The following is a 16,873-nucleotide window of genomic DNA, read 5'->3' as shown; positions in this document are numbered from 1 at the left end:
GGCGGAGAGACTGAGCCCCACTCCGCCCCGGCTCACGCCCCCCTCAGCGCATCCACAAACACGTTGCAGTACCGCGCCGCCGTCACGTCGAACACCGCTCGGCGCAGCACCGCGTGCCGTTCGCGGCGTTCGTCGATCGACATCTCCAGCGCCACATGCATCGCCTCGGCGATCGCATCGGGGTCGTAGGGATTCACCAGCAGCGCATCCGACAATTCCTCCGCCGCGCCGGCGAACTGGGACAGGATCAGCACGCCCGGATCGGCCGGGTCCTGGGCGGCGACGAATTCCTTGGCCACTAGGTTCATCCCGTCGCGCAGCGGGGTCACCAGCCCGATCCGCGCCGCGCGGAACAGGCCGGCGAGCTTGGTGCGCGCCACCGTCTGCGTCATGTAGCGCAGCGGAACCCAGTCGAACTGTGAGAAGCGGCCGTTGATGTCGCCGGCCAGACGGTCCAGTTCGCGCCGCAGCACCTGGTACTCGGCCACGTCCTCCCGCGAGCGCGCAGCGATCTGCAGCATGGAAATATGCCGGTGATGCTGGGGGAAGCGTGAGAGGAGCCGCGCGAAGCCCTCGAACCGGTTCGGCAGGCCCTTCGAGTAGTCCAGCCGCTCGGCGCTGATCGCCAGCGCGCGGCCGATCAGGCTGTCACGGACGCGCTGGATGTAGGCCGTGCCGGCCGATCGCGCGGCGACACGCGCGAAGCCGGCGGCGTCGATGCCGATCGGGTCGGCGATGGCGCGCACGCGCCGCCCGTTCGTCACCACCTCCTGCCCTTCCACCGCGAAGCCGGTGAAGCGACGGGCGCAGTCCAGGAAGTCCTCGAGATGCGTATGGGTCTGGAACCCCACCACGTCGTAGGCGCATAGCGCCCGGAGCAGATCGCGGGCGGGCGGCAGTGCCTCGAGCACCGAAGCCGGGACGAAGGGGATGTGCAGGAAGAAGCCGATCCGCCCGTTGAAGCCGCGCTCACGCAACGCGAGGGCGAGCGGGATCAGGTGGTAATCGTGCACCCAGATCATGTCGTCGTCGCGCAGCATCGGCATCAGCGCGTCGGCGAAGTTGCCGTTGACGACGAGGTAGCCCTCGAAATCCTCGCGCCGATAGCGCATCAGGCCGAGCCGGAAATGCAGCAGCGGCCACAAGGATGAATTGGCGAAGCCAACGTAGAACCGGTCGTAATCCTCGGAACTGAGGTCGATCGTCGCGTAGGTGACACCCTGCCCATCCGCGAACCCCGGCTTGCCGGACGGCTTCTCGGTCACGCGGCCGCTCCACCCGAACCACAGCGTGCCGGGTTCAACGAAGGACTGGAGCGCGACCGCCAGGCCGCCTGCGCTTACCCCGCCGGTCGCCCGCGGCGGCGGAACGCGGTTGGAGACGATTACGAGGCGCGCCACAGACCTTCCTCCCAGCTTCGGGACAAGCGCATCGCCGACAGGATGAGCCCGACCTGGGAATAGGTCTGCGGAAAATTGCCCCAAAGGGCGCCGGTCCCCGGGGCCACGTCCTCCGACAGCAATCCCACATGGTTGCGCCAGGCCAGCGCGCGCTCGAACACCTCGCGCGCTTCCTTCCGCCGGCCGATGCGGGCCAGCGTGTCGATGTACCAGAAGGTGCAGACGAGGAATCCGACCTCCGGCGTGCCGAAATCATCGGCATGGTCGTAGCGTAGCACGATCCCGTCCCGGACCAGCCGGCGTTCCAGCACCTCGACGGTGCGGAGGAACAGCGGGTCCGTGGCCTTGATCAGGCCGAGTTCCGGCAGCAGGAAGGTCGAGGCATCGGCGACGGAATCGCCGTTCAGCACGCCGGAGATCCAGCCCTCCCCCGGCACGGTCGCTGCTTCGATGATCCGTCCCTTCAGCGCATCGGCGCGGCGCTCCCAGTCCTGCGCCTCCGTCGTCAGGCCAAGATGCTGCGCGATGGCGCCGAGCCGGTCGAGCGCCGTCCAGCACATCGCCGCCGAGTGGGTGTGCGCCGCAGCGCGCCCGCGATACTCCCACAGCCCGGCATCGGGCTCGAAGGCGTCGTGCTCCGCATGGCGACCGATGGCGGCAAGCTGCCGGTACAGCGAGACGTCGCCGGTACGGCTCAGCCGCTGGTCCCAGAACATCTGCGTCGCCGCCATGATGATGGCGCCATAGCTGTCGTTCTGCCGCTGCGAGACGGCGGCGTTGCCGATGCGCACCGGGCCATCGCCGCGGAAGCCGGGCAGCGCGACGGCGATGCGTTCGTCCATCGTGGTGCCCGGCGCGATCGGGAACAACGGCGGGATCGGTCCGCCGGAGCCGTCCGGCACGGCATCGAGGATGAAGCGCAGGAAGCCTTCCATGGTGCGTGTCGCGTTCAGCCGGTTCAGCGCACCGACGGTGAAGAAGGCGTCGCGCAGCCAGCAGAAGCGGTAGTCCCAGCACCGCCCGCTGTTCGGCGCCTCGGGCAGCGACGTGGTCAGCGCCGCGACGATGCCGCCGGTATCCTCGAAGGAGCACAGCTTCAGCGTGATCGCCGCGCGGATCACGGCATCCTGCCAGTCGAAGGGCAGGTTCAGGCCGCGCACCCAGTCGAGCCAGTAGGCCTCGGTTTCCGCGAGGGCTTGGCGCGCAACCATATCCGGCGCCTCGGGGAGGCTCTCGTCGGTGCCGATGATCAGGCTGACGGGGCGGTCGAGCCCGAATTCGGCTTCCTCGGTCACATAGGACAGCGGCGCGTCGGTCGTCAGCCGCAGCACGGCATTGGCGCCGCGATAGCGGATGTGGTTGCTGCCGATGTTGGTGACGCCGGCATCGGTGCCGTAGTCGAAAGACGGGCGGATACGCAGCCGAATGCGCGGCCGGCCCGACACGGGCTCGATCCGTCGCACCAGGGCGGGCGGGCGGTACATGCGGCCGAAGCGGCGGAAGCGCGGCGCGACGTCGAGGATGCGGATGCCGCCGCCGCTTGCATCGGTCAGCACCGTCTCGAGCACCGCAGTGTTGCGCAGGTAGCGCTGGCGGCAGCCGGTGCGGTCACGCAGGACCACGTCCATGAAGCCGCGCTCGGGGTCCTCCCCGCCCAGCAGCCCGTTGAATACCGGATCGGCATCGATGCGGGGGTAGCAGAACCATTCATGGCGCCCCTCGCGTGAGACGAGGGACGCTACGGCGCAATTGCCGATGACGGCGTAGTCAAGATTGGGCATGGGCGATATCCGGGCTCAGATGGGCGACGGCGCGGGCGATCCAGTTGCGGACTTGCGCCGGGCCGCCGGTGAAGTCGCGGCCGACATGCAGGCCGAGCCCGCCAAACCGGCGCGCAGCCTCCATCCCATCCTCATCCGTCACATCATCCCCCACGAAGACCGGTCGCCGGCCCGTGAACGGCGGGGCGGCCATCAGGGTTTCCACCGCGCGTGCCTTGGTGGCGGCGCGTGGGCGGATCTCGAAGGCCATGTGCGCGGGCAGCACGGCGAAGTCGGCCGGCCGCGTCGCCGCCAGGCGCTGCATGCTCTCGTGCACCCGCGTACCCTCGTCGGGAACGGCGCGGAAATGCACGGCGAGGCCATGCGGCTTGCGTTCCAGCAGCAGCCCCGGGCGCGAGGCAACCAGTGCCGCAAGGGACTCGGCCCAGGCGGCAGGCGGCACCGGCATGCTGTCGGGCAGCAGAATCCCGTCGGCACTGCGCAGCTCCGCGCCGTGGCCGAAGCCGCCCGGCGGCGCGAACGGGGCGAGCAGATGGTCGATGGTGCTGCAATCGCGGCCGCTGACGACTGCGAGCGCACCGCCCAGGCATTGGGAAAGGCCGGCGAGATCGCCGGGCAGTCGGTCCGGCACGCGGACCGCGTCGGGTCGGGGCGCAATGTCGAGAAGGGTGCCGTCAAGATCGAGGAAGAGCGCCCAATCGGCCTCGATCTCGGGAACACCGAGACGTGTCACCTGTCCTAGTTAGGACGCATCGGTCGGGATTGCACCCCGTTATCTGAACGGTCACGTTCCGCGCGCGGTGCGGAACGGACTATCGTGGCGCCGCGCGGCGCGACGGCAGAACCGTGCGACGAAGGGAGGGAAACCCGGCACAAAGGAATGGATTGCCTTGGATCAGCGAAGCCGCGGGGGCTCCGGCGTGCCCACCGATCATGCGACGCGGGGCGTGCTGCTCGGCTTCCTGGCCTTCGCCGCATTTTCCTTCAGCGACGCCAGCGTGAAGGCGATCGAAGGCGCGCTACCGGCCTACGAATCGGCCTTCTTCGGCGCCGCCTTCGCGCTGGTCGCCATGCCCTTCCTGCTGAAGCCGGGCGATCGGTGGACCGATGTGTTCGCCACCACCAGCAGGCCGCTCTGGCTGCTGCGCTTCATCGCCTATCCGCTCGGCGTCATCGGCAGCGTCACTGCGTTCACGCTGCTGCCGATGGCGGAAGCCTTCGCGCTGATCTTCCTGCAGCCGGCTTTCGTGACGCTGATGTCGCTGCTGTTCCTGAAGGAACGCATCGGGCTGCGGCGCTGGGCGGCAGTCCTGATCGGGTTCATCGGCGTGCTGGTCGTGCTGCGGCCAGGGCTGCGCGAGTTGACGGTCGGGCATCTGGGCGCGGTCGCCGCGGGGCTCGGCGGCGCGGTCGTCGTCATCACCTTTCGCGCGGCGGGCGCCACCGAGAAGCGGATCTCGCTGTTCGGGGCGGGTATTCTCGGCACCATCTTGATCTGCGGACTGCTGACCCTGCCGGTCTTCCGCGCGCCGAGTGCCGTGGAATGGGTGTTCCTCGCCGGCTATGGGCTGCTGGCGGCGCTCGCCAACGTGCTGCTGATGTATGCCGCAGCGGATGCACCGGCCGCCTGGATCAGCCCGACGCAGTACAGCCAGATGCTGTGGGCGATCCTGCTCGGCTACCTGTTCTTCGGCGACCGGGTGGACCTGCCGATGCTGGCCGGCAGCGCCCTGATCATCGGGGCGGGCATGCTGACGCTGATGCGCGAGCGCCGCCGCGGCACCACGCTGCCGCCGCCCGTCGCGAGCGGCAGCACGGCGCCCACGATGGCGCTGACGCCCGAAGAGCTGCCGCGCCAGAGCATTCTTTGATCAGGCGGCACAGGCTGGCGCCGCTCCAGCCTCAGCGAAAAAAGCTCCAGCCCGGTCAGGCCGCCGGATCACCGGGCCGCGACAGGCGGTTCAGATCGGCGCGCAGGCGGTCGGCATCGGGCAGCGCTGCTTCCATCGTCCCGTGAAGCCGTTGCCAGATCGGCACCGCCGCCGCAAGCACGGCCCGGCCGGCGGCCGTCAGCAGCAGCCGCCGCGCCCGCCGATCGGCCGGGTCAGTCGTGTTCTCCACCAGGCCGCGGCGCGCCAACGGCTTCAGATTGGCCGTCAGCGTTGTCCGGTCGATCGCGAGCAGAGCGGCGACGCTGCCGAACGAGACCGGGCCAGGCCGGTTCAGCGACATGAGGAGCGAGAACTGCCCGCTGGTGATCCCCGCCGGTTTCAAGGCGATGTCGAACTGCCGCGCCAGGGCGCGCGCGGCACGCTGCACATGCAGGCAGAGGCAGGCGTCGCGCACCAGGATCGTGGTCGCGAAAGGAACGTCGTCGAGAGCATGTAGTTGAATGGTTGACATCGCAGAGGCCATTACGTTGATATCAACCCACTTCGCCAAACGTCAATCATCAAGGCGCGGCGGCATCGACCGCCGGCCGTCGACGCCGGAGAGCATTCAACATGAAGATCGTGACCAGCCTCAGCTTCCAGGGCCAGTGCCGCGAAGCCTTCGAGTTCTACGCAAAGGTTCTGGGCGGCAGGATCACCGCCGCCTTCCCCTATGCCGACGCTCCGCCGGGCATGCCGATCGCCGATGAGAAGTACAAGACTTGGCTGATGCATTGCTGGCTGGAGGTCGGCGATCAGGCGCTGATGGGCGCCGACATGGATGTCGCCTGGGCGCCCAACATCGACAAGCCGAAGAACGGCTTCGACGTCGCCCTGCACACCAGCGACAAGGCCGAGGCGAAGCGCTGGTTCGATGCGCTGTCGGAAGGCGGCCGGGCGGTGATGCCCTTCGGCGAGACCTTCTGGTCCCCCGCCTTTGGCGCCCTGGTCGACAAGTTCGGCGTGCCCTGGATGATCAACACCATCCCGTCGGGCGACTGGAAGCCGACGCAGGCCTGAGACAGCGCGCCGCCGTCAGCATCGTCGCGGCGATCGTCCATGCACCATGCCCTTTGGATGGATGATCGCCGCGGCGGCGTGGGCTATGCCCCTTCAGCAGCGAGGCAGGACGGACCAGCCGTCAGTCGAGACGCGTCGCCGATTCAAGCGAAAGCAACGCCGATGGCGCCCGGATCGATGTGATGGGATTGATATGGCGCGCCCGGGAAGCGTAGCAGTGACGTTCGCCCCCGCTCTTGGTAGTCCGCGGGAGTGCGGAAGCAAAACTCAACACTTGCGTAATTCTGCGGAAGAGAAGCCCCGGTCATTCGCCTTCGTTCACTCGACGCCGCGGCCGTATGCGGGCAGCCAGAACTGATGAAGGGGGTAGCGAGCAGGGCAATCATCTAGCGGGAACCTCTCCGGGACATTAAAATCCCTACGTAGGGGCGTGGGAGATGCTGAAGATGTTGACGGATGCGCGCGTGCGGTCGGCACCGCCGGGCTACCATGGCGATTCGGGCAGACATGATGCAGAGCTGCGGCTTGTGCGAATACATGGCGTCGAAAAGGTCCTGGCTGCACCCGTTCTCTCGACCATGGTGGGGCGCGACCAGCACGTGAACGTTGCTGACGGCCCGAGCAAACAGGGGAGCGTGTAGAACGTTCCTCATCCCCGCGCGCTCTAGGTCACCCGGGAAGAGCACGCTCACCGACCCCATCGAGACCACGGCCGCGAGCGAAAGGTTGTTGGTGTCATCGAAGGAAACGCCGCAGACGTTCCATCCGTAGACAACGCCCACCGAGGCGGGCAGAGGGGCGAAGGGTAGGTTGACCCTCCCGGCGCCCATCAGGGCGCACAGCGCCTCGATGTCCCGGCTCACCACCCCGCCATCCTCCTTGATGGCGCGAAGCCACGCCGGCGTGATGCTCGGATTGACCAGGATGTTGCCGATCCCGGTGGTGTGGAGCAGCGCCGCCAAACCGCTGAGGTGGTCCTGGTCGAGATTGGTGAGCCAGAGCTCGTCCAGCCAGTTAGTGCCGAGGCTCTGCAGGTGGCGGTGCAGGGTCCAACCCGTACTGCTGTTATGTCCGCAGTCGATGGCGATGCGCCGGCCGTCATCCAGGGTGATGAGCGCGCACGCGCCGTGCTCGACGTTGAAGACCTCAAGCTTCATGTCGGCGGTTCCTCGAAGGCGATGTGCCGGTAAATCTCGGCGGTGAAGAGCCGGTAGTTTTTCAGGAAGCGAAACAGCATCGTCACGGCTGTCGCCGCAGCCGCAGCAGCCCACCACCGATCGGCTTCACGGCCCTGGACCAGAGCCGACCACGTGAGCAACGCGGCGCAGATCGACACGGCGAAGGTGGTGTTCCGCGCCATGCCGTACTGATTCAGGAATACCGGCAGCCGCTCCGACACCGCCTTCTTCTCGCGCGCGACGGAGTAGGCCCACTGGAACAGGGCTTCGGAGTCCTTGCCGATGCCGGCCTTCTCCGCCTTCTCGGAAACCCGTTCGGGGGCCGGTGGCGGCAGCGGCCGGTAGTAGTTCCGGAAGATGCGGCGCGCTCATTTCGGACCGGCATCCGGATTCAGCAGCACAACCGAAGGCGGCTTGAGAATGCGGTGCACCAGCCCGCGTTCGACGATCAAGCTGGCGAGCGATGCGCAGGCGTGCCCGACCACATACGCACAGGCGATGGCGAAGACGGCGCCGACGGTCGTCCAGGTGTCCCGCCAAATCCATCCCAGACGGAGGACGTGATCACCCGCCGCCAGCAGCAGGAAGCCCGGCGTGAGGCAGGCCCAGGTGTCGTAGTCCGTGAGCGGCGACCGGAACATGGTAACCCCAGCGTGAACTGGGGACATGTTGGAGCCGGTTCATATGAATTCAAGGGGCGGGGACACCATATGTGCCCACGCTGTGGCGGTGCCTACCCAACATGTTGTGGCAGAGCCCGCCCAACTGACGTCCGGCGTCGGCAACACGGCGCCAGCCTGAGGCGCGGTTCCGAGGCTACCAATCGCGATGAAGGGGGTTACGAATGGGGTTAGTCTCGAAACCGCGGATTTCTGCGGCAGGTGGCGCGCCCGGGAAGGTTCGAACTCCCAACCCCCAGATCCGAAGTCTGGTGCTCTGTCCAGTTGAGCTACGGGCGCAGCCGGGAGCGTCGGTGAGTGAGAAGAAGTGGCGCGCCCGAAAGGATTCGAACCTCTGACCCCCAGATTCGTAGTCTGGTGCTCTATCCAGCTGAGCTACGGGCGCCCCGTGCCGCGTATCGCGGCGAGGCCGGGGAAATAGCGGAGGCGGCGGAGGGACGCAACCCCTCCGCCGCAGCTTTGTCACGCGGCGAGCTTGTCGAGCTCCCGCACCACGGCCTCACCCATCACGGTGGTGCCGACGCGGGCCATGCCGGCCTGCATGATGTCGGCCGTGCGCAGACCACCGCCCAGCACCTTGCCAACGGCGGTTTCGACCAGCGCGGCATCCTCCTCCATGCCGAAGGACCAGCGCAGCAGCATCGCGAAGGACAGGATCTGCGCGAGCGGATTGGCCACGCCCTTCCCCGCGATATCGGGCGCCGAGCCGTGAATCGGCTCGTACAGCGCGTGCCGCTTGCCGGTGATCGGATCGACCGCCCCGAGCGTCGCGGAGGGCAGCATGCCGAGCGAGCCCGTCAGCGCCGCCGCGAGGTCCGACAGCACGTCCCCGAACAGGTTGTTGCCGAGGATCACGTCGAACTGCTTGGGCCGGCTGCAGAGCTGCATGGCGCAGTTGTCGGCATACATGTTCTCGAGCTCGACATCGGCGAACTCGGCTTTGTGAACCTCGCCCACCACGGCGCGCCACAGGCGGCCGGACTGCATCACGTTCGCCTTCTCGACCGACGTCACCTTGTTACGGCGCTTGCGCGCCAGGTCGAAGGCGACGCGGGCGACGCGGGCGATCTCGTCCTCGACATAGACATCGGTGTCGAAGCCGCGGCGCTTGCCGTCCGGCATCGTCTCGACGCCGCGGGGCTCACCGAAATAGACGCCGCCGGTCGATTCGCGGACCACCATGATGTCGACGCCGCGGACGACATCGGCCTTCAGGGACGAGGCATCGACCAACGGATCGAGCACCACCGCCGGGCGGAGATTCGCGAACAGGCCTAGATCCTTCCGCAGCCGGAGGATGCCGAGCTCCGGGCGCTGCTCGAAGGGCAGGCTGTCCCACTTGGGGCCGCCGACCGAGCCGAACAGCACGGCATCGGCGGTCTTGGCCTTCTCGACCGTCTCATCCGTGATCGGCGTGCCCTGCGCATCGATGGAGGCGCCGCCGACGATGCCTTCCTCGATGTCGAAGGACACGGCGCGGCGACGGCCCATCCAATCGACGACGCGACGGACTTCGCGCATCACCTCGGGGCCGATCCCGTCGCCGGGCAGAATGAGAAGCTTCTTGTTGGACGGCATTGGTTCGGGCGTCTCCTGGTCAGGCCGGGAGACGCCCCCGGTGGACGCCGCCCGGGGGTGAAGTCAGCTCAGGCGTAGAGCCAGGGCTGGGCGGCCTTCTGCTTCGCTTCGAAGCTGTCGATGGCGGGCGCGTGCTGCATGGTCTGGCCGATGTCGTCGAGGCCGTTGAGCAGCAGGTGCCGGCGCAGCGGGTCGATCTTGAACGGAATTTCCTCGCCGTTCGGGCGCACGACGACTTCGCGTTCGAGGTCGACGGTGACGCGGGCGTTCGGGCCCATCTTCGCGTCTTCCATCAGCTGCGCGCAGACTTCCTTCGGAAGCCGCACCGGCAGGATGCCGTTCTTGAAGCTGTTGTTGTGGAAGATGTCAGCGAAGTCCGGCGCGATGACGCAGCGGATGCCGAAATCGAGCAGCGCCCACGGCGCATGCTCGCGGGACGAACCGCAGCCGAAATTCTCGAAGGCGATCAGCACTTCGGCCTTGCGGTACGGTTCCTGGTTGAGGACGAAATCGGGGTTCTCCGACCCGTCCTCATTGTAGCGGAAGTTCGCGAACAGGTTCTTGCCGAAGCCGGCGCGCGAGATGGACTTCAGGAAGCGCGCCGGGATGATCTGGTCGGTGTCGACATTCGCCTTGGGGAGTGGGGCGGCGATGCCGGTCAGCGTCGTGAAGGCCTGCATCACACGGTCTCCTTCGGCTGGTAGTCGCGGACGTCGGCGAGATGCCCGGCCAGCGCCGCGGCGGCGGCCATGGCGGGCGACAGCAGGTGGGTGCGGCCGCCCGGCCCCTGACGACCTTCGAAGTTCCGGTTCGACGTGCTGGCCGAACGCTGGCCCGGCGTCAGCTTGTCCGGGTTCATGCCGAGGCACATGGAGCACCCGGCCTCGCGCCACTCGAAGCCCGCTTCCTTGAGGATGCGGTCGAGCCCTTCGGCTTCCGCCGCCTTCTTCACCAGGCCCGAGCCGGGGACGACCATGGCACGGACGCCATCGGCGACCTTGCGGCCCTTCGCGATGGCGGCGGCCATGCGGATGTCCTCGATGCGGGAATTGGTGCAGGAGCCGATGAAGACGACATCGACCTTGAGGTCCTGCAACCGCTGGCCCGGCGTCAGGCCCATATACTGGACCATGCGCTCCATCTGGACGCGCTTCGCCTCGTCATCGACCTCGGCCGGGTTGGGCACGACGCCGGTGATCGGCAGCACGGCCTCGGGGTTGGTGCCCCAGGTGACCTGCGGCGCGATCTCATGCGCGTTGAGGCGGAGCACCGTGTCGAAATGCGCGCCGTCATCGGTTGGCAGCGTCTTCCACCATTCCATCGCGCGAGCCAGTGCCGCACCCTTCGGCCCGTCCGGCGTCTTCGCGATGTAGTCGTAGGTCGTCTGGTCTGGCGCAACCATGCCGGCACGGGCACCGCCCTCGATCGACATGTTGCACACCGTCATGCGTCCGGCCATGTCGAGCGCGCGGATCGCGTCGCCCGCATATTCGATCACATGGCCCGTGCCGCCCGCCGTGCCGATGCGCCCGATGATGGCGAGCACGATATCCTTGCCCGAGCAGCCGACCGCGAGGTTGCCGTCCACGCTGACCAGCATGTTCTTCGCCGGCTTCTGCAGCAGCGTCTGCGTGGCGAGCACGTGCTCGACCTCGCTGGTGCCGATGCCGAAGGCGAGCGCGCCCATCGCGCCATGCGTCGAGGTATGGCTGTCGCCGCAGACGATCGTCATGCCGGGCAGCGAACGGCCGAGCTCCGGCCCGATGACGTGCACGATGCCTTGGCGCTCATCCAGCAGCGGGATCAGCGGCATGCCGAACTCGGCGGCGTTCTTCTCGAGCGTCGCGACCTGCAACGCGCTCTCCGGATCGACGATGCCGGTGTAGCGCGACGCGTCGGTCGCGATGTTGTGGTCGATCACGCCGAGCGTCGCATCCGGGCGGCGGATGCCGCGCCCGGCCGCGCGCAGGCCATCGAAGGCCTGCGGCGTGGTGACTTCATGGGTGAGGTGAAGGTCGATGTAGAGCAGAGCCGTGCCGTCCGGGAGCGTATCCACCACATGGGCGTCCCAGATCTTGTCGAACAAAGTGCGCGGCTTCTGCGCTGACATCGTTATCTCCCTTCCCGTCGGCCCCGCCCGATGCGGGGCCCGTGGAACAGTTACGCTTCGGTCGTCGTCGCGGGCGCGGCAGCGGCGGCGGCAGCAGCAGCAGCCGCCTTCGCGTCCGGCTTCGCACCCAGCTTCTCGGCGATGCGCGCCGACTTGCCGGTACGGCCACGCAGGTAATACAGCTTCGCGCGGCGCACCTTGCCGCGGCGCACCACCTGGATCTCGGCCACGTTCGGCGAATACAGCGGGAACACGCGCTCCACGCCCTCGCCATAGGACAGCTTGCGGACCGTGAAGTTGCTCTGCACGCCCTTGTTGTTGCGCGCGATCACCACGCCCTCATAGGCCTGGGTACGCACGCGCTCACCCTCGACCACCTTCACCATCACGCGGACGGTGTCGCCCGGCGCGAAATCCGGCGTGGCGCGGGCGGCGCTGAGGCGGGCCAGCTGGTCGGCCTCGAACTGCTCCAGAAGGTTCATGACCTTGTCCTTTCGTCGATTCTCTTAAGCGGCGGCAGGGTGGCCGTCCATGCCCCCAGCCCCGCGTTGTTTCGCTTCGTGCCGTGCCCACAGGTCGGGTCGGCGCTCTTTCGTGATTCGCTCGCTCTCGGCCCGCCGCCAGCGCGCGATCTCCGCGTGGTGGCCCGACAGCAGCACGTCCGGGATGGCGCGGCCGTTCCACTCGGCCGGTCGCGTGTAGTGCGGGTATTCCAGCAGGCCCTCGGCGCCGTGGCTTTCCTCGGCCGCGCTGTCGGCCGCGCCCATCACGCCCGGCAGCAGGCGGATGCAGGCGTCGAGCAGGACCAGCGCCGCCGGTTCGCCGCCGCTCAGCACGTAGTCGCCGACGGAAAGCTCGACCATGCCGCGCGCCTCGATGACGCGCTGGTCGATGCCTTCGTAGCGGCCGCAGAGAAGGACGCAGCCCGGGCCTTCGGCCAGGGATCGCACCGTGGCCTGATCCAGCAGCCGCCCGCGGGGCGTCAGGTAAATCAGCGGCCGCGCATCGCCTTCCGGCATGACGGCGCCGATCGCGCTGTCCAGCACGTCCGGCCGCATCACCATCCCGGCCCCGCCACCGGCCGGCGTGTCGTCCACCGTGCGGTGGCGATCCGTCGCGGCGGCGCGGATGTCATGCGCGTCGATGGCCCAGCGGCCCTCGCGCAGCGCACGGCCGGCGAGCGACAGCCCGAGCGGCCCGGGGAACATCTCCGGGAACAGCGTGAGGACGGAGGCGCGCCAGTTCATGCCGCATCCTCCCCCGCCTGCGGCTGGACGATGATCTCGCCCGGCAGCACCACCGTGACCGACCCGCCCGCGACATCCACGACCGGCACCACCGCCTTGGTGAACGGCAGCAGATACTCCCGGCCCGCCCCATCGACGATCAGGAACGGCCCCGCGCCATGGTCCTCGACCGCGCGCACCCGCCCGAGGCTCTCCCCGCTTTCCGTCACGGCCGCGAGGCCGATTAGGTCGGTCAGGTAGAACTCCTCCTCCGCCGGCGCCGGCAGCCTGTCGCGCTCGACGAACAGCTTCGTCCCGGTCAGGCGCTGCGCCGCGTCGCGATCGGCCACGCCCTCGACGGCAGCGATGTCGCCGCCCTTCAGGGTCAGGGCGAAGCTACGCGCACCGCTCTCGTCGGTCAGCGGGGAGTAGGCGGCGATCGCGGCGGGGTCCTCGGTGAAGGCGCGCAGGCGCACGAGACCGCGCACGCCATGCGGCCTGCCGATCTCCCCCACCATCACGCGCTTCACCGCCACGTCACGTCACCCGGTCCGAAGGTCAGCCGGCCGCCGCGGCGGCCGCGGCGCGCTCCTGCGCCTTCTTCTTCGGCGCGGACTGCTTCGGCTGCTCGGCGAACACCGGCATCGGCGCCAGGCCGGCCTTGCCGAGGAACTTCGCGACGCGATCCGTCGCGACCGCACCCTGGCCGATCCAATGGGTGATGCGCTCATCCTTCAGGCGGATGCGGTCCGCATGGTCGGAGGGCAGCATCGGGTTGTAGGAACCGACCTGCTCGATGAAGCGGCCATCGCGCGGCGAGCGGCTATCGGCCACCACGATGTGGTAGTAGGGGCGCTTCTTCGCACCGGCGCGGGCGAGGCGGATCTTGAGGCCCATAGAGGCTTCCTTTCGTCGTATTTCTAGAAGGGTCGTTTGTTGGCCATGCCGGGAAGAAGCGAGGCGAGACCGCCACGCATCATCCCCTTCTGGCCCATCTTGCTCATCCGCTTCATCATCACGGACATGTCGTCGAACTGCTTGAGCAGCTTGTTCACTTCCTGAACCGAGGTGCCGGACCCCGCGGCGATGCGCTTCTTGCGCGACGCCTTGATGATGTCCGGCGTGCGGCGTTCCTTCGGTGTCATCGAACTGATGATCGCCGCCTGCCGCCCCAGGATGGAGGTATCGAGATTGGCGTCGTTGATCTGCTGCTTGATCTTGCCGACGCCGGGCAGCATCCCGAGGATGCCCTGCAGGCTGCCCATCTTGCCGATCTGCTTGAGCTGGCTCGCATAGTCCTCCAGCGAGAACTGGCCCTTCTGCATCCGGGCCGCGAGCTTCTCGGCTTCCTCCTGATCGATCGTCGCCGCCGCCTTCTCGACGAGGGAGACGATGTCTCCCATGCCGAGGATGCGCGACGCGATGCGGTCCGGATGGAAGTCTTCCAGCGCGTCCAGCTTCTCGCCCGCGCCCAGCAGCTTGATCGGCGCGCCGGTGACGGCCCGCATGGACAGCGCCGCGCCGCCGCGCGCATCGCCGTCGATGCGCGTCATGACGATGCCGGTGACGCCCATCTTCTCGTGGAACGCCTTCGCGGTGTTCACCGCGTCCTGGCCGGTCATCGCGTCCACGACCAGGAAGGTCTCGTGCGGGTTGGTGGCGAGCTTGACCTGCGCCACCTCCTCCATCAGCGCCTCATCGATCGCGAGGCGGCCGGCGGTGTCGAGCACCACCACGTCGTACAGCTCGCGCCGCGCCACATCCATCGCCCGCGCGGCGATCTGGATCGGCGTCTGTCCCGCGATGATCGGCAGGGACGTCACCTCGGCCTGCTGCGCCAGCGTCTGCAACTGAAGCTGCGCCGCGGGGCGATGCACGTCGAGCGACGCCAGCAGCACCTTCTTCTTGTCCCGCGTGCGCAGCCGCAGCGCGATCTTGCCGGACGTCGTCGTCTTGCCCGAGCCCTGGAGGCCGACCATCAGGATCGGCACGGGGGACGGCGCGTTCAGGTCGATGCCGCGCTTGCCGTCATCATTCGCACCGCCGCCGAGCGCTTCCACCAGCGCATCGTTGACGATCTTGATGACCTGCTGCGCGGGGGAGACCGAGCGCAGGACCTCCTGCCCCACCGCCCGCTCGCGGACCTTGTTGACTAGGTCGCGGACCACCGGCAACGCGACGTCGGCCTCCAGCAACGCCACGCGAACCTCGCGCAGCGCCTCGGACACATCAGCCTCCGACAACGCACCACGGCGGCGCAGCCGGTCGAAGACCCCGTTCAGCTTGCTGGACAATGCCTCGAACATCGGGCGGTCCGTTCAGTCCTTCACAACGCGTTGCGGCCGCCCCAAAAGAGTACGCGCCGCTGCGCGAGCCTTCGCGGAGCGGCGGAGCCCAGCCCATCAGGGGCCGGACCAACGGTTCAGGGCGAACCGGGGATTGCGGCGTTTACGACCGGGGGAGGCCCATAGTCAAGCGCGGAACCGGAGGGGCTCCACCCCTCCGGACCACCCGGCCAGGGCCCTGCCCTGGACCCGCCAAAGGCCGAAAGGCCTTTGGAAACCTCGACCTGGCGCCGGCGCCGGCAGGGTTTTGAGTTTGGCCGCGGCGGCGCTGGCGGGTAAAGGCGTTGCGAAATGAGGGCGGGAGATAAGCGGCATGACTAGCAAGGCGCGGGCCAAGGCTACCGAGAAACCCGTCCTGTTGTCGGGCGGCAACCCGCAGATCGCCAAAGGCGATGGCGACGCACCCGTCCAGGCCTACATCGCCGCCATGCCGGGCTGGAAAAGCGATGTCGGGCAGCAGCTCGACACGCTGATCGGCAGGGCGGTGCCGAATGTGCAAAAGGCCGTGAAATGGAACTCGCCGCTCTATGGCGTCGAAGGCCAAGGCTTCTTCCTCGGTCTCCATTGCTTCGCGAAATACATCAAGCTCGCCTTCTTCCGCGGCGCTGCGCTCGATCCCGTACCGCCGGTCGCGTCGAAGGATGCGAATACGCGATACTTCCACATCCATGAGGATGATCCGATCGACGAAGCGCAATTGACGGCCTGGATCCGCCAGGCCGCCAGGCTGCCCGGCTGGACACCGTGATGGCGGAGGGTTGGCGATGACCACGAAGGCCGAGGAGCCCGCGGCGGATGCCGGGGCGCTGATCGACGCCCGGATCAGGGAACTGGGTGATTGGCGGGGCGAAACCCTCACCCGCATCCGCGCCCTGATCCACGCCGCCGACCCCGAAGTGGTCGAAACGTGGAAATGGCGTGGCGTGCCGGTCTGGGAGGACGCCGGCATCCTCTGCACCGGCGAGACGTACAAGGCCGTGGTGAAGCTGACCTTCGCCAAGGGCGCCGCCCTGCCCGACCCCGCCGGCCTGTTCAACGCCAGCCTGGACGGCAATACGCGCCGCGCCATCGACATCCGCGATGAAGAGACGATCGACGAGGATGCCTTCAAGGCGCTGATCCGGGCGGCCGTGGCGGTGAACCGCGCGAAGAAGAAGAAAGGCTGAACAGGCCCGCGTCAGTCGGGCAGGAGCGCGCCGGTCGACGGTCCCACCCGCCCCAGGGTAAGCCACACCGACACGGCGTCGCCATCTTCCAACACACGGAAGTCAATCCCGTAGCCTTCGGACGGCTCGGGAAGACCTACATAGCGCCGCGCCAGATCCACCAGCCGTGCCACGCCGTCGATTCCGCGAATCCCGTTCACGGCCTCGGCCGTGCAGACAGCGTCGTCGATCTCCATCTCCGCCAACCGGAAGAAGTGCGCCGCCGCATGGCGGTCGCCCTGCGCCGCCGCGGCTTCCGCGCGGTCGAGATGCCCCAAAGAAACGACAAACCGACGCCATCGCGGCTCCGGTGCCTCACGGTCCCAAGGTGACAAGCGCGCGACGCTCATGACGAACCACCGTGCCCGGCGCTTCGGGCAACTGTCCACGAGAAACGGGTACGATCCCGATGATCAAAT

20 protein-coding genes and 2 tRNA genes are annotated in these 16,873 nt (G+C 67.9%); 4 read left to right on the top strand and 18 right to left on the bottom strand.

Features of this window, described 5'->3' with window-relative positions; all coding sequences use genetic code 11:
• Positions 1-32: 32 nt before the first annotated feature.
• From GXW78_RS14050 to otsB, 3 genes are read right to left on the bottom strand one after another with little or no spacing between them, the layout of a single operon-like run.
• The gene (locus GXW78_RS14050) at positions 33-1,400 is read right to left on the bottom strand and encodes an alpha,alpha-trehalose-phosphate synthase (UDP-forming) (RefSeq protein WP_211869457.1); all 1,368 of its coding nucleotides are present in this window, start codon (positions 1,398-1,400) and stop codon (positions 33-35) included.
• Entirely contained in the window at positions 1,385-3,181 is a 1,797-nt protein-coding gene (locus GXW78_RS14045; protein ID WP_211869456.1) for a glycoside hydrolase family 15 protein, read from the bottom strand. Before GXW78_RS14045 ends, GXW78_RS14050 begins: the two co-directional genes overlap by 16 nt.
• A complete protein-coding gene (gene otsB, locus GXW78_RS14040; protein WP_211869455.1) occupies positions 3,168-3,914 on the bottom strand; it encodes a trehalose-phosphatase in 747 nt (248 codons plus the stop codon). The genes GXW78_RS14045 and otsB overlap by 14 nt, the downstream gene beginning before the upstream one ends.
• A 157-nt stretch (positions 3,915-4,071) precedes the next feature.
• Between otsB and GXW78_RS14035 the strand changes: the two genes are divergently transcribed.
• Positions 4,072-5,052, top strand: coding sequence for a DMT family transporter (locus tag GXW78_RS14035; protein WP_246522185.1), 981 nt, complete (start codon positions 4,072-4,074; stop codon positions 5,050-5,052).
• 55 nt (positions 5,053-5,107) lie between these two features.
• Here the strand turns inward: GXW78_RS14035 and GXW78_RS14030 are convergent, their stop codons facing one another.
• Positions 5,108-5,584 (bottom strand): MarR family winged helix-turn-helix transcriptional regulator, encoded by a 477-nt coding sequence (locus GXW78_RS14030; protein ID WP_211869454.1) that lies wholly within the window; start codon positions 5,582-5,584, stop codon positions 5,108-5,110.
• 101 nt (positions 5,585-5,685) lie between these two features.
• On the opposite strand from GXW78_RS14030, the gene GXW78_RS14025 reads away from it, so the two are divergent.
• Positions 5,686-6,132 (top strand): VOC family protein, encoded by a 447-nt coding sequence (locus GXW78_RS14025; RefSeq protein ID WP_211869453.1) that lies wholly within the window; start codon positions 5,686-5,688, stop codon positions 6,130-6,132.
• A gap of 386 nt (positions 6,133-6,518) precedes the next feature.
• Here the strand turns inward: GXW78_RS14025 and GXW78_RS14020 are convergent, their stop codons facing one another.
• From GXW78_RS14020 to ffh, 13 genes are all read right to left on the bottom strand, one after another.
• On the bottom strand, positions 6,519-7,289 hold the full coding sequence (locus GXW78_RS14020) for a ComEC/Rec2 family competence protein (protein WP_211869452.1): 771 nt from the start codon (positions 7,287-7,289) through the stop codon (positions 6,519-6,521).
• A complete protein-coding gene (locus tag GXW78_RS14015) occupies positions 7,286-7,531 on the bottom strand; it encodes a hypothetical protein (RefSeq protein ID WP_211869451.1) in 246 nt (81 codons plus the stop codon). Before GXW78_RS14015 ends, GXW78_RS14020 begins: the two co-directional genes overlap by 4 nt.
• A 147-nt stretch (positions 7,532-7,678) precedes the next feature.
• On the bottom strand, positions 7,679-7,951 hold the full coding sequence (locus tag GXW78_RS14010; protein ID WP_211869450.1) for a hypothetical protein: 273 nt from the start codon (positions 7,949-7,951) through the stop codon (positions 7,679-7,681).
• Between the two features lie 241 nt (positions 7,952-8,192).
• A tRNA-Arg gene (locus tag GXW78_RS14005) sits at positions 8,193-8,269 on the bottom strand.
• Between the two features lie 29 nt (positions 8,270-8,298).
• Positions 8,299-8,375 (bottom strand) — tRNA-Arg (locus GXW78_RS14000).
• Between the two features lie 77 nt (positions 8,376-8,452).
• Positions 8,453-9,568, bottom strand: a complete 1,116-nt coding sequence (gene leuB / locus GXW78_RS13995; protein ID WP_211869449.1) for a 3-isopropylmalate dehydrogenase — start codon at positions 9,566-9,568, stop codon at positions 8,453-8,455.
• A gap of 68 nt (positions 9,569-9,636) precedes the next feature.
• Complete coding sequence (leuD, locus tag GXW78_RS13990; RefSeq protein WP_211869448.1) at positions 9,637-10,248, bottom strand: 3-isopropylmalate dehydratase small subunit; 612 nt, start codon at positions 10,246-10,248, stop codon at positions 9,637-9,639.
• Positions 10,248-11,678: a 3-isopropylmalate dehydratase large subunit gene (gene leuC / locus GXW78_RS13985; protein WP_211869447.1), complete on the bottom strand. Its 1,431-nt coding sequence runs from the start codon at positions 11,676-11,678 to the stop codon at positions 10,248-10,250. The genes leuD and leuC overlap by 1 nt, the downstream gene beginning before the upstream one ends.
• 50 nt (positions 11,679-11,728) lie before the next feature.
• Positions 11,729-12,160 (bottom strand): 50S ribosomal protein L19, encoded by a 432-nt coding sequence (gene rplS / locus GXW78_RS13980; RefSeq protein ID WP_211869446.1) that lies wholly within the window; start codon positions 12,158-12,160, stop codon positions 11,729-11,731.
• Positions 12,161-12,184: 24 nt separating this feature from the next.
• Positions 12,185-12,925 carry a tRNA (guanosine(37)-N1)-methyltransferase TrmD gene (gene trmD, locus GXW78_RS13975; protein WP_211869445.1) on the bottom strand — a complete coding sequence of 247 codons (741 nt, stop codon included), beginning with the start codon at positions 12,923-12,925 and terminating at the stop codon, positions 12,185-12,187.
• The gene (rimM, locus tag GXW78_RS13970; protein ID WP_211869444.1) at positions 12,922-13,440 is read right to left on the bottom strand and encodes a ribosome maturation factor RimM; all 519 of its coding nucleotides are present in this window, start codon (positions 13,438-13,440) and stop codon (positions 12,922-12,924) included. The genes trmD and rimM overlap by 4 nt, the downstream gene beginning before the upstream one ends.
• Before the next feature lie 22 nt (positions 13,441-13,462).
• Entirely contained in the window at positions 13,463-13,801 is a 339-nt protein-coding gene (rpsP, locus tag GXW78_RS13965) for a 30S ribosomal protein S16 (RefSeq protein WP_211869443.1), read from the bottom strand.
• Positions 13,802-13,824: 23 nt separating this feature from the next.
• A complete protein-coding gene (gene ffh / locus GXW78_RS13960) occupies positions 13,825-15,210 on the bottom strand; it encodes a signal recognition particle protein (RefSeq protein WP_211869442.1) in 1,386 nt (461 codons plus the stop codon).
• Between the two features lie 352 nt (positions 15,211-15,562).
• On the opposite strand from ffh, the gene GXW78_RS13955 reads away from it, so the two are divergent.
• Together GXW78_RS13955 and GXW78_RS13950 are read left to right on the top strand one after the other, a co-directional pair.
• Complete coding sequence (locus GXW78_RS13955) at positions 15,563-15,997, top strand: DUF1801 domain-containing protein (RefSeq protein ID WP_211869441.1); 435 nt, start codon at positions 15,563-15,565, stop codon at positions 15,995-15,997.
• A gap of 16 nt (positions 15,998-16,013) precedes the next feature.
• Positions 16,014-16,415 carry a DUF1801 domain-containing protein gene (locus GXW78_RS13950; RefSeq protein WP_211869440.1) on the top strand — a complete coding sequence of 134 codons (402 nt, stop codon included), beginning with the start codon at positions 16,014-16,016 and terminating at the stop codon, positions 16,413-16,415.
• A gap of 11 nt (positions 16,416-16,426) precedes the next feature.
• Here GXW78_RS13950 and GXW78_RS13945 read toward each other — a convergent pair whose 3' ends face one another.
• The gene (locus GXW78_RS13945) at positions 16,427-16,804 is read right to left on the bottom strand and encodes a hypothetical protein (RefSeq protein ID WP_211869439.1); all 378 of its coding nucleotides are present in this window, start codon (positions 16,802-16,804) and stop codon (positions 16,427-16,429) included.
• Between the last annotated feature and the right edge of the window lie 69 nt (positions 16,805-16,873).

Origin of the sequence: Neoroseomonas terrae, assembly GCF_018129025.1 — a bacterium.
GTDB classification, from domain to species: Bacteria; Pseudomonadota; Alphaproteobacteria; order Acetobacterales; family Acetobacteraceae; genus Neoroseomonas; species Neoroseomonas terrae.
The sequence above is the reverse complement of the archived record's forward strand: the minus strand, read 5'-3'. Positions and strand labels throughout refer to the sequence as shown.

Coding starts and splice junctions, on each gene's coding strand:
- GXW78_RS14045 (WP_211869456.1), bottom strand. CDS start 3,181: ATGCCCAATCTTGACTACGCCGTCATCGGCAATTGCGCCGTAGCGTCC.
- GXW78_RS14030 (WP_211869454.1), bottom strand. CDS start 5,584: ATGTCAACCATTCAACTACATGCTCTCGACGACGTTCCTTTCGCGACC.
- GXW78_RS14025 (WP_211869453.1), top strand. CDS start 5,686: ATGAAGATCGTGACCAGCCTCAGCTTCCAGGGCCAGTGCCGCGAAGCC.
- GXW78_RS14020 (WP_211869452.1), bottom strand. CDS start 7,289: ATGAAGCTTGAGGTCTTCAACGTCGAGCACGGCGCGTGCGCGCTCATC.
- GXW78_RS14010 (WP_211869450.1), bottom strand. CDS start 7,951: ATGTTCCGGTCGCCGCTCACGGACTACGACACCTGGGCCTGCCTCACG.
- leuB (WP_211869449.1), bottom strand. CDS start 9,568: ATGCCGTCCAACAAGAAGCTTCTCATTCTGCCCGGCGACGGGATCGGC.
- leuD (WP_211869448.1), bottom strand. CDS start 10,248: ATGCAGGCCTTCACGACGCTGACCGGCATCGCCGCCCCACTCCCCAAG.
- leuC (WP_211869447.1), bottom strand. CDS start 11,678: ATGTCAGCGCAGAAGCCGCGCACTTTGTTCGACAAGATCTGGGACGCC.
- rplS (WP_211869446.1), bottom strand. CDS start 12,160: ATGAACCTTCTGGAGCAGTTCGAGGCCGACCAGCTGGCCCGCCTCAGC.
- trmD (WP_211869445.1), bottom strand. CDS start 12,925: ATGAACTGGCGCGCCTCCGTCCTCACGCTGTTCCCGGAGATGTTCCCC.
- rpsP (WP_211869443.1), bottom strand. CDS start 13,801: ATGGGCCTCAAGATCCGCCTCGCCCGCGCCGGTGCGAAGAAGCGCCCC.
- ffh (WP_211869442.1), bottom strand. CDS start 15,210: ATGTTCGAGGCATTGTCCAGCAAGCTGAACGGGGTCTTCGACCGGCTG.
- GXW78_RS13955 (WP_211869441.1), top strand. CDS start 15,563: ATGACTAGCAAGGCGCGGGCCAAGGCTACCGAGAAACCCGTCCTGTTG.
- GXW78_RS13950 (WP_211869440.1), top strand. CDS start 16,014: ATGACCACGAAGGCCGAGGAGCCCGCGGCGGATGCCGGGGCGCTGATC.
- GXW78_RS13945 (WP_211869439.1), bottom strand. CDS start 16,804: ATGAGCGTCGCGCGCTTGTCACCTTGGGACCGTGAGGCACCGGAGCCG.